At 48.9% G+C, this 14,889-nt stretch carries 14 protein-coding genes and 1 tRNA gene; 3 read left to right on the top strand and 12 right to left on the bottom strand.

Annotated features, from left to right (window positions below; all coding sequences use genetic code 11):
* Positions 1–33: 33 nt before the first annotated feature.
* The 4 genes from AC5OW4_RS01835 to AC5OW4_RS01820 form a co-directional block, all read right to left on the bottom strand.
* Positions 34–1,473, bottom strand: coding sequence for a glycoside hydrolase family 1 protein (locus AC5OW4_RS01835; protein WP_195395602.1), 1,440 nt, complete (start codon positions 1,471–1,473; stop codon positions 34–36).
* A gap of 20 nt (positions 1,474–1,493) precedes the next feature.
* Positions 1,494–1,796 (bottom strand): PTS sugar transporter subunit IIA, encoded by a 303-nt coding sequence (locus AC5OW4_RS01830; RefSeq protein WP_195395603.1) that lies wholly within the window; start codon positions 1,794–1,796, stop codon positions 1,494–1,496.
* Positions 1,793–2,098, bottom strand: a complete 306-nt coding sequence (locus AC5OW4_RS01825) for a PTS sugar transporter subunit IIB (protein WP_195395604.1) — start codon at positions 2,096–2,098, stop codon at positions 1,793–1,795. Before AC5OW4_RS01825 ends, AC5OW4_RS01830 begins: the two co-directional genes overlap by 4 nt.
* Before the next feature lie 71 nt (positions 2,099–2,169).
* Entirely contained in the window at positions 2,170–3,459 is a 1,290-nt protein-coding gene (locus tag AC5OW4_RS01820; RefSeq protein ID WP_295770847.1) for a PTS sugar transporter subunit IIC, read from the bottom strand.
* A gap of 205 nt (positions 3,460–3,664) precedes the next feature.
* On the opposite strand from AC5OW4_RS01820, the gene AC5OW4_RS01815 reads away from it, so the two are divergent.
* Positions 3,665–4,459 carry a MurR/RpiR family transcriptional regulator gene (locus AC5OW4_RS01815; RefSeq protein ID WP_072683748.1) on the top strand — a complete coding sequence of 265 codons (795 nt, stop codon included), beginning with the start codon at positions 3,665–3,667 and terminating at the stop codon, positions 4,457–4,459.
* On the top strand, positions 4,456–5,262 hold the full coding sequence (locus AC5OW4_RS01810; RefSeq protein ID WP_195395606.1) for a MurR/RpiR family transcriptional regulator: 807 nt from the start codon (positions 4,456–4,458) through the stop codon (positions 5,260–5,262). Before AC5OW4_RS01815 ends, AC5OW4_RS01810 begins: the two co-directional genes overlap by 4 nt.
* Positions 5,263–5,319: 57 nt before the next feature.
* Here AC5OW4_RS01810 and AC5OW4_RS01805 read toward each other — a convergent pair whose 3' ends face one another.
* The 4 genes from AC5OW4_RS01805 to AC5OW4_RS01790 all read right to left on the bottom strand — a co-directional run bounded on the left by AC5OW4_RS01805 (position 5,320) and on the right by AC5OW4_RS01790 (position 9,916).
* Positions 5,320–6,774 (bottom strand): glycoside hydrolase family 1 protein, encoded by a 1,455-nt coding sequence (locus AC5OW4_RS01805; RefSeq protein WP_195395607.1) that lies wholly within the window; start codon positions 6,772–6,774, stop codon positions 5,320–5,322.
* Between the two features lie 354 nt (positions 6,775–7,128).
* Positions 7,129–7,205 (bottom strand) — tRNA-Arg (locus AC5OW4_RS01800).
* Positions 7,206–7,364: 159 nt separating this feature from the next.
* Positions 7,365–9,092 (bottom strand): gluzincin family metallopeptidase, encoded by a 1,728-nt coding sequence (locus tag AC5OW4_RS01795; protein ID WP_195395652.1) that lies wholly within the window; start codon positions 9,090–9,092, stop codon positions 7,365–7,367.
* 119 nt (positions 9,093–9,211) lie between these two features.
* Positions 9,212–9,916, bottom strand: coding sequence for a sugar isomerase domain-containing protein (locus tag AC5OW4_RS01790; RefSeq protein ID WP_072683752.1), 705 nt, complete (start codon positions 9,914–9,916; stop codon positions 9,212–9,214).
* A 182-nt stretch (positions 9,917–10,098) separates the two neighbouring features.
* On the opposite strand from AC5OW4_RS01790, the gene AC5OW4_RS01785 reads away from it, so the two are divergent.
* Positions 10,099–10,926: a MurR/RpiR family transcriptional regulator gene (locus tag AC5OW4_RS01785; RefSeq protein ID WP_195395653.1), complete on the top strand. Its 828-nt coding sequence runs from the start codon at positions 10,099–10,101 to the stop codon at positions 10,924–10,926.
* Between the two features lie 315 nt (positions 10,927–11,241).
* Here AC5OW4_RS01785 and AC5OW4_RS01780 read toward each other — a convergent pair whose 3' ends face one another.
* The 4 genes from AC5OW4_RS01780 to AC5OW4_RS01765 all read right to left on the bottom strand — a co-directional run bounded on the left by AC5OW4_RS01780 (position 11,242) and on the right by AC5OW4_RS01765 (position 14,824).
* Positions 11,242–11,787, bottom strand: a complete 546-nt coding sequence (locus AC5OW4_RS01780) for a hypothetical protein (RefSeq protein WP_072683754.1) — start codon at positions 11,785–11,787, stop codon at positions 11,242–11,244.
* A 61-nt stretch (positions 11,788–11,848) separates the two neighbouring features.
* Positions 11,849–12,784, bottom strand: coding sequence for an ATP-dependent DNA ligase (locus AC5OW4_RS01775; RefSeq protein WP_195395654.1), 936 nt, complete (start codon positions 12,782–12,784; stop codon positions 11,849–11,851).
* The gene (gene ku, locus AC5OW4_RS01770; RefSeq protein ID WP_195395655.1) at positions 12,781–13,590 is read right to left on the bottom strand and encodes a non-homologous end joining protein Ku; all 810 of its coding nucleotides are present in this window, start codon (positions 13,588–13,590) and stop codon (positions 12,781–12,783) included. Before ku ends, AC5OW4_RS01775 begins: the two co-directional genes overlap by 4 nt.
* 298 nt (positions 13,591–13,888) lie before the next feature.
* On the bottom strand, positions 13,889–14,824 hold the full coding sequence (locus tag AC5OW4_RS01765) for a hypothetical protein (RefSeq protein ID WP_195395656.1): 936 nt from the start codon (positions 14,822–14,824) through the stop codon (positions 13,889–13,891).
* Positions 14,825–14,889: the final 65 nt, after the last annotated feature.

Below are 14,889 nucleotides of genomic sequence, written 5' to 3'. Positions count from 1 at the left end.
GTGTCCTTTCCTGTACCGGGCTTGATTGAAGAATCAATCTAAATCTTCGCCCCGGGAAGCGAGCACTTTTTTCAGCCAGGTATAGGAATCCTTCGGAATCCGCCGGCCGCTTCCCTTTCCCTCGTCGTCGATATCCGTGTAAATAAAACCATACCGCTTACTCATCTCGCTGGACGAGCAGCTGACGATGTCCAGCGGAGCCCAGAAATAATACCCCCGCAGATCCACGCCGTCCGCCAGCGCTTCCTTCATCTGCCGGATGTGCTCACGGTAAAACGCAGGCCGATAGTCGTCATGAATATGACCGTCCTCCGTTATTTGATCGAACAATCCGATCCCGTTTTCCGTGATATAAATCGGGCATTGATAGCGGTCGTAAAACAAATTCAGAAACGTGCGCAGGCCCAGCGGATCCACCGACCAGCCCCATGGGTTAGCGGGAAGCTCCGGATTGCGGAACACTTCGTTGCCCTGTTCAAAATGGGCCTGATCGCACAACCGGGTGTAATAATAGGAAAAGCTGAAAAAGTCGCAGTGATGACGCAATTTCTCCTCTTCCGCCGGCGAGATACGAATCTTCCAGCCATTGTCTTTAAAATAGCGCAGCGCATAGCCGGGAATTTTTCCGCGCAGCAGCACGTCGCCGTAGAAGTATTCCATCTGGTTATGCCGCACCGTCGCCAGCACATCCTCTGGCCGGCACGTTGCCGGGTAGGCCGGACCACCGCATAACATCATCCCGATTTCGTTATCCGGATAATGCTTATGGGCATATTCGGTAATCCCCGCACAGGCGATCATCTCGTTGACGACGCCCTGCATTTTCGCTTCCGCCAGATTGTCCACCTGATCGCTGGCAATGCCGAGATGATTAAACGATTCGTGCGTGATCAGATTGATCTGATTCACCAGAATCCATTTTTTGACCTTATCATGATACCGGTCGAGCAGCACTTTCCCGTATTTCTCGAAAAAGCCGATCGTCTCTTTTGAATACCAGCCGCGGTAGTTCAGCGTCAGAGCCAGCGGCATCTCGTAATGCGACATCGTGATCATCGGCTCCATCCCATTCGCCAGAATTTCGTCAATCAGGCGGTCGTAAAACTCCAGCCCTTTTTCATTCGGCTCGGCGTCATCGCCCTGCGGAAAAATCCGCGCCCAGTTGATCGACGTCCGAAACGACGTCAGCCCCAGTCCGTCCTTTCCCAGAAGTTTCAGGTCTTCTTTGTAAGTATGATAAAAGTCGATTCCGCGGCGTTTCGGGAAATTCCGTCCTTCCGCATGGACCGCGTTCTGAATGACTGCGGTCGTGATTTCAGCGTTGCTGCGTTTCTCCAATGGAATGTCTTTTTGATATTCGTTAATATCTGCGACGCACAGACCTTTTCCATCCTCAAACGCCGCCCCCTCCATCTGATTCGCCGCAAATCCGCCGCCCCACAGGAAATCCTTGCCGAATTGCATTTCACTCATCTTCGTTTTCTCCTTTCTCACTAAAGCAGCGAGATCAGTTCTTCACACAGCACATGAATCGTATCGGCGGACATCATGAGATCCTCGGCATGCGTTAAAATCATCTTGACCTGCACGGTTTCGCCTGCGGCTTCCTGCTGGATCAGCTGCATGTGGACTTTCTCCGCCTGAATCAGATGTCGACTGCCTTCCGCCAACAGCTCCCGCGCTTTCGACTTATCCGCGTCCTTCGCATGCCTCAAGGCTTCGACAAAGGAAGAGCGGGCTTCCCCGGCAAACGTAATGATCTGAAAGCAGATTTCTTCAAATTGTTCCTGATTCATGCGACACCCATCGCTTTCTTCGCGTCTTCCAGCACTTTCTTGCCGTCGATTTTGCCATAGGCAAGCATATCAATCAGCACGACCGGAATTCCCGGGAACTCTTTAACCAGGGCATCATAGCTGAATCGCAGCTGCGGTCCGACCATCAAGATATCAATACTGCCCCGTTTTTCCCGCACATAGGCGTTGCCGACCGCTTCGATCGTGCATTCAAAGCCTTGTTCCTGTGCGGCGGTTTTCATGCGTTTGACCATCAGACTTGTAGACATTCCGCTTGCGCAGACCAGCAAAATATGTTTCATCGTTTTTCTCCCATTTTCAGGCGTCCCTGCCAAACTGGAAAGGCGCTTTTATTCCGCGCCTTTTCCGCACTTTAATTTTTTGTTTCCAGTGTTCCCTGTTCCTTCAGCAGCTGCTTGTCGTACAGCTTAACAAACGGCAGATACAGAAGCACGTCGAGGACGATCAGTAAGATCCAGACGACCGCGGCTTTCCAGTCCAGCGTCGCCAATGCCAGCTGAATCGGAGACGGAAGAACCCACGGTACGTTGATGAACATCTTCCCGATGATATTCGTGCTCATTAAGAAATAGAAAATCGTCGTGTTGATCATCGGAACAAAGATAAACGGAATAAACAGATAGCTGTTCAGAACGATCGGATAACCGTAAACGATCGGTTCGCTGATATTGAAAATCGTTCCTGCGCCGCCCAAGCGCGTAATCGCTTTTAAATGATCGGATTTGGCGACGATCAGCGCGGCGATCACCAGGGCCAGGGCAGCGCCGCTGCCGCCGGTATTCATGATCGCGTTGTTCGGTGAATAACAGAAGATATGCGTCATCGACTGGCCGGCCGCATACGCCTCGGCATTCTCAGCCAGATTCATTAACAGCACGGAACTCATGACGGAATTGACGATATTTCCGCCATTAACGCCGATCACCCAGAGCGCGTTGAGCAGGAAGACATAGATCAACATCGCCGGCAGCGTGTCGGAGGCGCTCAATAACGGCTTGAAGACGTTCAGGATGAAATCCGGAATGATCACGCCGGTCGCTTTCAGGCACAAAACGTTAAGCAAATAGAAGACGATGACGTTGATGACCAGCGGTATCAGCTGTTCAAACGGCGCCGAGACATTCGGAGGTACCGAATCCGGCAGCGTGATTTTGATATTTTTCTCAAACAGGACATGCGTGATAAAGACCGACAGGCAGGACACAAACATCGCGAAGAACAATCCCCGTCCGCCTAAGAAGCCCATTGAAATACCGCCGTCGAAGGTGCAGCCGATCATGAAGAACAAGACGGCCGACGTCATGCACGAAGTCATTTTGTCCAGCTTGTAAGAATCGGCCAGATTGTAAGTGATCGCAAGCAGGCAGTAGACGGAAAGCATATTCATTGTCACATTGTTGACCAGTGCCGCAAATGTTCCCAAACTTCCCTGCGCCAGACTTTGCCACAAAGCAAGCACGCCGTAGAAGAAATTCCCTTCCCCAAGAATTGCCGGATCCGGAGCTGCCGTAATTAAAGTCGCCAGTCCGCCGACAATCGTGACCGGAATGGAAATCGTAATGCCCCGGACAATCGCAGATGTAAAATTATTGTTTTGAATGAACGCAGAGAATTTACCCAGTGGCTTTTCCAAAATCCCCATTATTTTCTGCATAATACCATGTGTAGAGTAAATCTACATCCTCCTTTCATAACAGGAACCGAGCTCATGTGTCATCTATTTGCAAATATTTTCCACATCTTCATTCTTACATGATTTGAGAAATTTATCAATAATAAAATGAAAAATTTCTTAAAACTGTTTTTTTCCCAGTTTCTTCCTCATTCTTTATGCTATAATATGAAATATGAATATCATTGATCGCATTGAAGCGGCAAAGCCGAATTTCACTAAAAGTGATGAACTGATTTACAACTGTATCAAGGAAGACTACTGGATTATCATCCGCGAAGCTTCCACTATCGTCGATTTAGCGGAGAAATGTCATGTCTCCAAATCGGCCATTTTGCGTTTCGCCAAGAAATTAGGTTATTCCGGCTATTCTGAATTCAAATATGACTTTTCGCTCGTCGGTCACAGCAGCGTGCCTGAGGAAGTCCATGAAAGTAAATTTGATTACATCCTGGACTCCTATACGCTGGCGATTCAAAATATCCGCCAGTATCTGAAAGAAAAAGATTTTATCACCCTGGCAAAAAAAATACTCAGCGCCAGGAAAATCCGGCTGTGCGGCTATAACCGTTCCGGTTTTACGGCAATGCAGTTTAAATACCGGCTGATCAACATCGACATTGAATCCGAGGTCATCACCGATACGCTGATGCTCCACTCGCTGGCTTCCTCCTCCGCCGAGAATGAAATCTTCTTTTTCTTCACGGTCCGAGGCGTCAGCTCCACTCCGCTGAACACGTATATCCAGACCTGTCATGACACAAAGAAAACGGTCGTAGTGGTCACGATGAATCCCAACACGATCTATAAAAAATACGCGACCCATTTCATCCTGCTGCCCAACATCAAGGTCAAGGGTGTCTTTCTGGACGAACAGGCCATCTTTCATATCTTTATCGAGATCCTGGTTTCCTACATCAGCGAACGGCTTTTAATTGAAGAAAACAAAGATCCCGAACAGGTGAAATGACCACGCAGAAAAAAGCCAATTCGTTTGGCTTACGTTTAGCCAGCCGCTTGTGTTCGATCGTTAACGACAGTCCGTCCGCCTCGGTCGAGGTTGTGCTGGCCGAATATCTTTTACAGCATTATAATACGCTGGGGACATTGAATATTTATCAGTTCGCTGAAGATTGCCATGTTCCCCGCAGCAGTATCCATCGTTTCTGCGGCAAGCTGGGTTACGCGAATTTCAGCGAACTCAAGCTTTCCTGCCGCCATGAACAAGATTCCTATCAGTATTTCACCGCCCTTTCTGAAAAAAGTGATTTCCGCGATCATCTGTGCGAAGAGATGATTCAGATGGTGCGCGATATGAAGGGCAGGATCAGCGAACCGTTGTTAAGCCGTCTGGCAGCGCAGATTCACGACGCCCGCACCGTCTATCTTCTGGCTTCCTATTCTTCCATTTCCGCGCTGAAGGATTTTCAGCGTCCGATGATTCTATGCGGCAAGCTGGTCCGCGTCGTCGCTTCGCCGGACGATCATGACCGATTGAAAAAAGCCTCGGCTGATGATCTCATTCTCGTCGTTTCCGCAATGGGAAAATTCGCTGAAGCTTATCATGATTTTATCCAGCCGCTGTCCGGCAAAAAAATTTTAATCACTGCCTCGCATCAGCCGGAAATCCAGACGCCTTATGATCAAGTCATCCTGATCAGCTCTATGGATTGCCATCACATCAAAACGGCGTATGCCAAGTATGGCGTCAGTTATTTCTTCGATAGTCTTTACAGCGTTTATTATCGTAACTATGGAATCGTTGCGGAATAAATTCGTCAAACAGCCGTCTGATCGCACGACGGCTGTTTTTCGAATGGGGATTATAGCTTATGCTAAATCGCGGCCGTTGGTCGCGATTACCTTTTTATACCAGGCAAAGGAATCTTTCTTATAACGCCGATAAGTACCCTGACCAAAATCGTCCGCATCGACATAGATGAATCCATATCGCTTTGACATCTGAATGTCGCTCATGCTGACAAGGTCGATGCAGCCCCAGGTCGTATAGCCCATCAGCTCGACGCCATCGTCGATTGCCGCCTTCATCGCTTCGATATGTTCGCGCAGATAATTGATCCGGTAGTCGTCATGGACTGCGCCGTCCTCCTTCAGCTGATCAAACGCGCCCAGACCATTCTCCGTAACAAAGCATGGCAAATGATACCGGTCATACAATTCATTTAAAGCAATCCTCAGGCCCATCGGGTCGATTGTCCATCCCCAGTCCGATGCCTGCAAATATGGATTTTTCTGCTGCTTGACAAAATTCTCGAACGGTTCCGTCTTACCCGGTTCACTGGTCACAACATTGGTGAAATAATAACTGAACGAGATGAAATCGACCGTGCCCTCTTTCAAGATGGCTTCATAATTATCGACAGGATCAATTTTAATATTTTGTTCTTCATAATATTTTTTTATGAAATACGGATACTCGCCAAAAACCATCACGTCGTTAAAAAACAGATTGAACTGGTCGCTTTTCTGAGTTAAGAATACGTCTTCCGGCTTGCAGGTCAGCGGATAGGTTTGCGAGCGCTGCGTCATGTTGCCGATCAAAATGCCCGGTGCTGTGTCATGCGCGTATTTCACGGTTAAAGCGCTGGCGATGAACTGATGATGCAGCGCCTGATGAATACAGGATAACCGATCCCGCTTACTTTTCTCAACAAACATGCCGCCGCCCAAATACGGACTCCAGCAGATCATATTGATCTCGTTGAACGTCAGCCAGTATTTGACTTCCTGCTTATATTCGTCGATCAAAAACTTTGTATAGGTTAAAAAATAGTCGATCACAACCTGATCTTCCCAGCCGTTGACCGTTTCAGTCAGCGCGGCTGGCATGTCGTAGTGGATCATCGTGACCAGCGGTTCAATGTGATATTTATGGCATTCTCTGAAAACCTGATGGTAGAATTCAACGCCTTCCTTCAACGGTTCTTTTTCCGTTCCCGTTGGAAACAGGCGCGACCAGGCTATCGACATCCGGAATGTCTTAAACCCCATCTCACCGAACAAACGGATATCTTCCTTGAAATGATGATAAAAATCGTTGCCGCGGCGGAAGGCCAGATTCCTCTGGCAAGCCTGCGCTTTATTTTCCAGATATTCTTCTTCCGTGATTTGCATCAGACTGCGTCCGTTTCTTTCCGCTAATGGAATATGCTTGAGATAATCAAGATGGGACGGGCCTCTGCCGCCTTCGTCAAAACCGCCCTCCAGCTGGGCTGCGGACGTTGCGCCGCCCCATAAAAAACCGTTTGGAAATTCCTTTTTCATTCGCTGCTTGAGCCTCCTTTTGTTGGCTTTATCTTAGCATTCACAGCTTGAAAAATGGGTACCAAACGACGCTACCCATTTCAGGGCGGCAACGCTTCCCCGCGGCTTGGAATTACAAATTGGATTATTGAAAGATAAAAACGACGTTCCCGGTTGAGATCTCATGAAGAATTCCATTGGTGTCAAGACGATTGCCCTAGGTTTTTTTTGAGTTCTTTTTTGTTGTCTCTTCTGCGCCCCAGCGCTTTTCAGTTTCATCTGACAAGGGCTGTTTTCAATAAGCTTCAGGCAACCTTAGAATATATTGCATATAAAAAACCGGAAATCCTGACAAGACTTCCGGTCGTTCTTGATTGGTGTTCCCGAGGCGATTCGAACGCCCGACACCCGCCTTAGGAGGGCGGTGCTCTATCCAGCTGAGCTACGGAAACAGGACATGGCCTGCAACGTTAAACGACTTCAAATCGTTCACGTTAATGCATGTCTTATTATAGCGGAGTCCTTTTCGCTTTTCCAGTCCTATTTTAAACCTTCACTGCTTCCTGACCTAAAAATGAAGCAGAGTTTCCCCTGCTTCGCCTGTTCTTATTTTACAAACCTTTGACCTTTGCGGCAATCTCGCTGACACAATCCGACGTGAACGGATCCTTCAAGCCGCTGCTGGTCAGAGCATCGCGGTATTTGAAATTCGTCGTGAACTGGGTGATCTGGTTGTAGGTGGACAACGCCTGATTCCGATCATCCAGACTCTGCGCCCAGATCTCCAAGGCGGAAATCGCCGAGGTTGCATAGCTGATATAATAGAACGGTGTTTCAAAGTGGTGATGAATTTCAACCCATTCATAATACAGCTCGCTGCCGGTAAACTGATAGAAAATCTCAGAATGCAGCTCGTTGACTTCCTCCAGCGTCAGATCCGGATTCGCGAAGACGGCCTGCTGGAATTCATCTTCTGCGCATCCCTGCAGAATCGAGCTGATCATGTTGTAAATCGAATAGATCTTCTGGCCTTCCGCCTGATCGGCGCCGAAGAACTGGTCATAATACGGCTGCATCAACAGCTCCAGTGCCTGCGAGTGAATTTCCGCAGCATCCAGATTGTTGTTATCATTCCACTTCAATTCCGGCATCAGATAGAAGTTGTAGTAATGTCCAAATTCATGGATAACCGTGTCCGGCTGACGGTAGTCAGAAGAATTGATAAACATAAACGGCGCAGAATATTCGTTAAGAATCGTCGTATAGCCTGCGTGCATTTTATTCGGTTCCGCGCTGAAATCATACAATTTGTTATTCTGCATATAATCCAGAGCTTCGCTCATCTTGCCCGGGAATTCCTTCTGCAGCGCCGTTTTCAGGATCGGCAGCGCCGCTTCCAGATCGCCCTCGCCCGCCTGCATGCCCTCGATCGCATTGACCAGCTCGTCATAATGCTTGCTGATCATCTGACCGAATGCCGGCAACATTTCCGTTCTGATTTTCTCACTGAAATTGTGCGCGTCTTCCGGTGTATAATCGCGACCTAAGACATCGTAGGCATACTCCGTATAATTGTCGTAACCCAGCTTTTCAGCAATCTGAATACGCAGATCGCGCAGCTGCAGATAAATGCCGCCCAGCTCCGCATTCTTCTTTTCATAAATCTCATTGTACGCCTGAATTCCCTCGTCGGTGGTCAAATCCAGATCATTCACTGTGACTGTCTGTCCGTTCAGTTCGGTCGTGTATTCGGAGGCCAGCAGCTTCGTGTACTGCGTAACCAGATCATTTTCCTGTTCGCTCAGTTCTTCAATTTCCGGCGAATTCAGCTTGGAATTGATCTCATATCGCTCGATAAATTCTTCGCCCCAGGCTGCTTTTGCGGCTTCCTGATAGCTGGATTCCAGAATCGTGCCGGTCAGCTCGTTCATTTTGTTGTCTAAGCGCGTGTAATAGTTATCCAGCGTTGTCATTTCTTCTTCATAGAAGGCATCGGTCGTATCAAGGTTGTAGTGAATCGTAGCCAGGGAATCCATCGTATCCAGATGCCGGATATCCTCCAGAATCTCATCATACAAGACCAGCAGTTCACTTTCCTTGTCCGCTTCCGCCGCCATCGCCTGACAGTCGGCAATCTTCTGATCCAGACTGTCCAGATCCGGCCGGACATACTCCATGTCGCCAAACGGATGCGGCTGATGCTCGACGGATACCGCTTCGGCCAACGGTGTCGGTGACGCAGACGGCGCCGACGGTGCTCCGCAGCCGCTGAGCAATAAGCTGAAAACAGCCAGCAGCGCAAGCATCAGACGGCTTAGTGAAAATCTCTTATTTTTCATTTGTTTCCCTTTCTAACTTCCCGCCTTCAACGGCAGGGAACATCCATATTTTTATTATAATATGAAAAAGGGAATTCTGCACATGAATTCCCTTTTAGTTTGTTCGGTTTACTATGAAATTAAATGTGATACATCCGGTCGAAATACTGCGCCAGCAGCTTGTCGTTGTATTCCGCCCCGCCGTCGATATTCTGCGATTTGAAAACCGGCGGAACAATGCCTTCTTCCAAAAGCATCTGCGCCGTGCGGTAAACGCAGGCCTGCACAAGGATCGCCGTGGTGATCGCGGACATCCCGCAGATCCGGGTATCCAGACCTTCGACGTCAATCGAAGCATCGCCATCCATGACGCAGTTGTCGATGACAACGTCTGCCAGCTGCCACAGGTTCTTGCCGCAGGAATGCTTCGGCGTCAGATTTTTCGAGGCTTCCAGCGAAGTGATCGCAACGACCTTCGCGCCCTTTTCATGCGCGGCCAGCGCGATTTCCACCGGCAGCGGATTGCGGCCGGAGTTGGAGATCAGAACGACAACGTCATTCGGACGAACGTCCACCTTCTTCATAAAGGCCGTGCCGACACCTTCGATTCCTTCATATGCGCCGCTGGCTGGTTCTTTAATCTGCTTGGTCGGGATGAATCCGCCGGCGCGGAAGCACAGCTCGCTGGCCCCCGCTTGAGAATGTCCGGAACCGAATGCCTGCAGCATGCCGCCGTTTTTCAGCGCATCCGCAAACAGCCGGGCTGTTTTTTCCACATTTTCTTCCTGTGTGGCTTTCAGTTTCTGAATAAGACCCTCGACGACATCGTAAACCTTGTTCTCCATTTTTCTTCCTCCTTGGGTATTTTATCCAAACATTTCGCCTTTTAGTTTGGATTATTTACCCATAGATTACTGCATTCCGCGGAATCTGTCAAGCGTTCCCAGTTGTTTTTTGATTAACTTATTTGTAGTTATTGTTTTAATTCTGTATAATTAAGTCAATAAGACAAGAGGGGGAACCGCCCATGTTCAAAGCAAAATTAAAAGCTGTGTATCAGGATTTAACGCAATCCGAAAAACTCGTCGCCGATTACATTCTTGAACATATTGATGAAATCCGGACGATTACTTCACATCAGCTGGCCGTCAATACGCACATCGGTCAGTCCACGATCATCCGTTTCTCCCAGAAGCTTGGCTACAACAGCTTCCGGGAGCTTCTGGCAGATCTGTCAGCGATCCCGCGGCAGGATCTGGTCCGCGAGGAAATTCAGGTCAACGAATCAATGACCGATACTAACCGCAAAATTATCGCGCAGTATCACGATATCGTTGAAGTGACGTTTGAGAACAACAAAGAAGAAACGATCCAGCAAGCCTGCGAAATGCTGACGAGTGCGAAAAAAATTATTCTGTTCGGTATCGGCAGTTCTAATTTATTCTGCGAATATCTCGCCAACCAGCTGGTCAAGATGGGATTATTATGCGTGACGAGTCAGACGCCGCACACAATCTACTCACTGATCGATCAGTCGAAAAAGGATACCGTATTGTTTCTGATCTCGGAATCCGGCGAAACGCGCGAGGTCATCAAGGCCGCTTCGATCGCCAAGGAACATGACATGCCGATCATCGCGATGACGCGGATGGCGAAGAATACGCTGCACAGCTACGCGGATCTGATCTTAAAGACGGTTTCTTTTGAAACGGAAACCCGGCTGAACGTCACGACGATGCGCTGTTCCCAGCTGTATCTGATCGACGCGCTGTATCTGAATATCATGAAGAGCAATTTTAGTAAATTCAGCAAGATGATCGAGCGGGCCGAGCTGCTTTCCGACCGCAAACTCTGAATTGAGGCCGAAGTCAGACTTCGGCTTTTTTACTGCTCCGTCGCACCAGCTTGATTCCATTGCTTCGCAAACTTCACACCGCTGGTTAATGAATTTTGATCTTCTGAGAAAACCGGCAAATTCCCGCCGGAAGTGGGAGGAAATCTGTCTTTACCGGCTGTAAAACGCTGGCAAATCTCCCTCAGTCCTGCTCTCTTCGCTGCTGAAGCTTAAAAAAGCACAGGCGATTCACCCTGTGCTTTCAAATCTCTGTTTTCATTTTTTCCAATTCCCGATTTCTTTTCCATTCTTGAATTCACGGAATGACAGAAGCCGTTAAAAGCGCGTTTTGATCGACCAGTTATCCAGCTCCTCCAGCTGCACTGTCCCATTGCCCGCTTTCTTCCCGTTGATCCAACGGACCAGCAGTTCCGCCCGCTGTCCATCGCTGACGCGAATCAGAATCGCTCCCTGCTTTGTCGAAACACTTACGGTATGTATTCCTTTGTAGCCAGGCCGCGTCTTTTCCCATGGATTATCGTTGTGATAGGCTTGAAGCACCTCGTCATAGCGGCAATACGTCAGCTTGTCCAGACTGGCCGACAGAATTTCCTGTTCGCTGAAAAACGTCGTGTCGATGCAGCGATAGGGTTCATGAAGCGGATGGGCTCGCAGGAACTCCCGGATCTTACGGCGCTGCCCGGCCCAGAAAGCCATCGCGATCAGCCAGCCCAGAATTGAAATCCCCGCTAGAATCAACCAATCATTATTTTGTGAAACCAGCGTGACTACAAAGAAGAAAAAGATCAGAAATGCTGACATGCCGATATAAAAGCGGCAGCGGTCAAGATTTGCGGAATCAAACACCTGAAAGACGTTCATACTTATCCGCCTCCTTCCTGATCTTATTGTACTTCTTTTTCTTATTTAAAGAAAGGAAATTCTACTTTGCTTCGTCAGTTTTGCATTCTTTCGCCGTTTTATCCTTCCGGAAGCCTTTCAGCACCGGCTGGCGCAGCGAGCCGGCCGACGTTTTATCCATATATTTGACGGTACAGACCAGCTTCGGTTTCAGCCAGACGGCGTGTTCATGATTTTTCGGCGTTTCCGGAAACGGACAGTCCGGCGTGACCGGTAGCTTCTTTTTCAGCAGTGCTTCACTGACCCCCAGCGTGACATGCCCTTTATATACGAGCGTTTTTCCCAGATATTGCCCCAGCACCAGACTCAGCACATTACGCTCTTTCTGAATGTAGCCGCAGACTGCGAAATCCTCATCCTTCAGATTTTTAATCTTAATCCAGGAGCTTGTCCGTTTGCCGCATTGATACAAACTGGTTTTTTCTTTGGCGACGATCCCTTCCAGATTCTGCCGCTGCGTCCAGGCGTACAGCTTTTCCCCTTCATACAGATAGACCCGCGAACAGACGGCGGTTTCACTTTCCTTAAAACTTTTCAGTTTCTCCCTGCGTTTGACTAACGGCAGTCCGGTCAGGTCTTTTCCGTTATATTCGAGAATATCAAACACGATAAACGTCGCCAGATCGCTTTCCTGCGCCAATCGAATGCGGAAGGCGCTGCGCAGCATTTCCCTGCGCTGCAGCGCGTAGAAGTCCGGCTTGCCGTCATGGAAGACGACGATCTCCCCATCCAAGACCGCGGTTTTTGGCAGACAGCGATGCAGATTCAGCAGTTCGGGGAATTGATCGTTGAGCAGTTTATCGCGCTTGTTGATCAATTCCGTATGATCCGAGCAATACGCCAGACAGCGGGTGCCGTCCCACTTGATTTCGTAGAGATAGTCCTCGCTGTCAAACGCTTCCTCGCTGCGGCCGATCAACATCGGAGCATAGCCATGCTGATCAAACAGATCGCTCATGATAAGCTTTTCCCGGTCCGTTTCCGCGCCGTCCTGGCCTTGGCCGCACCGGCGGTGGTCTGCTTCAGGCTCTGGCTCAGAGCTTCCATCAGATCCACAGCCTGAACACTCTGTTTTTCCTTCACCTTCACAATTTCCTGACCATGGATTTTCCGTTCGATCAAATTGCGCAGTCGTTCCTGATACTCGTCGTGATAATCCCCAATGTCAAACGGGCCGCTGAGCTGATCGATCAGCTGCTTCGCCATCGTAACTTCAGCCTTGGTCAGCTTGCTTGCGGTTTTGGCCGGGGCCGTGACGATTTCATCCTCAAAATACAGCGAGGTCACCCGCATCCCGTCCTCGACTGCCCGGATCAGCAGCAGCGCTTCCTTGGTTCCCAATACCGTGCGGGCCACCGCCGCTTTTTTACTTGCCAGCATCGCTTCCCGCAACAGATCAAACGCCTTCTGCCCTTGCTTATCCGGCTGGGCATAATAATTTTTCTCAAAGTAAATCGGATCCACTTCCGCCTCTTTGACAAATTTTAAAATCTGGATCGTTTTATCCTTCTCCGTCTGGATTTTTTCCAAATCCTCGCCGCTGATGATGACATATTTATCTTTTTCATATTCATAGCCTTTGACAATTTCATCCTGTTTGATTTCCTTATTGCAGGAGGGACAAAACTTTTTATAGCGAATTCGTTCGCCGGTTTTCTTACACAGCTGATTAAAGCTCAGATCATGCTCCCGCACCGCTACCTGCAGCTGGATCGGAATATGTACCAGACCAAACGATATCGCTCCCTTATGCGCGCTCGGCATCGCGATCACCCCATTTCAGGGTTAGTATGGATGGTTTGCGGTTCAATCATTACACGGATCGTTGACAGATTTTCCGGGTTCTGATCATTGCCACTGATGACCGGCAGTCTGACTATCGGTTCAGCGTTTTCATTCTTTCTCCCGCTAATTCCGGTCTATATCAAAACGGCGGTCCAATTCTTCATGACCGCCGCTTCTCTGTTTATTCCTCATTTTAAAATCAATGATACTCATTTATCCTTTATTTTGTCATTATGCTTATGCAGAAGCTTTGCCGGAATGTCGTTAACGCATGTCCCTAGTCTTCCATAATCCGATAGAAACCTTCGATTGCAACAGAGCTGCCCGTTTTCTCCATCACCAGACAATAACGATGTTTCCCGGCAGCGAGCTGCGTACAGCCGGGATCGTCGACATCTATCTCGATCAACGCCGCCGATCCATTTCCCGCTGCCGAAGTCTCCACAACTTCCGCCGACTTGATTTTCACGCCTTCCCACAAATCAAAGCCCGTCTCGCTGCATGGCGTGGTCCCGGGGAAAAGCGACAGGAGATCAAAGTAATCTGTTTCAGTCAGTGCCTTCACGAATTGTGCGGCAAGCTCTGATTTATCCCCCAACATGACAGAAGCCCGGTTTTTGCATGCCGGCTTTTCCCGCAGCGTGTCGATCTTTAAGCCGTCAGACTCCGCCAGCGTGATCCAAAATTGTGAATTTAACAGCTGATCGCAATCCAGCCAGGTTAAATCCAGTTTGACAATACCGTCAGCTTGATAATGAATCGCATATTCCTGAATTTTCGGCATTGCCGGTATCCATTCAACCTGATCTTCTTCTCGGACTAATAAGGAATTAATCCGATCGGCGTCGCGGTCATTGAGCGATTTGACCAGCTGATCAATCAGAGCCGTCAGCGCCGGTTCGTCAGGATAGGGAATTTCTTCCGCCGCCGGCAACGTGCATCCCGCCGCGGGATCAGAAAAGGAAATCCGCTCCAACTGATTCTCGTCGTCAAGATTCACTTCTAAATCGTCAAAAACAAACGTCGAAATAACTTCCGCCGCCGGTTTTTCTGACGGCCTGGATTCGCTTACTTCCGGCGTCCGATCCCACGCCGGGGTCTGCGTCGGTTTGATTTCCCCATTTTCGTTGCGCCTTGCCCAATCGGAAGCGCCGGCGACGATGACGATCATGCCTAACAACCCCAACCCATACGCGATCATTTTCTTATTCATATTCTTCTCCTCTTCTGATTCTTGCCTTCGCTTCCCTTATTTTCTGTTTTCGGTTCTTCCCGCTT

This window comes from Holdemania sp. (assembly GCF_986127675.1).
This window is presented reverse-complemented; position numbering and strand designations above follow the sequence as displayed.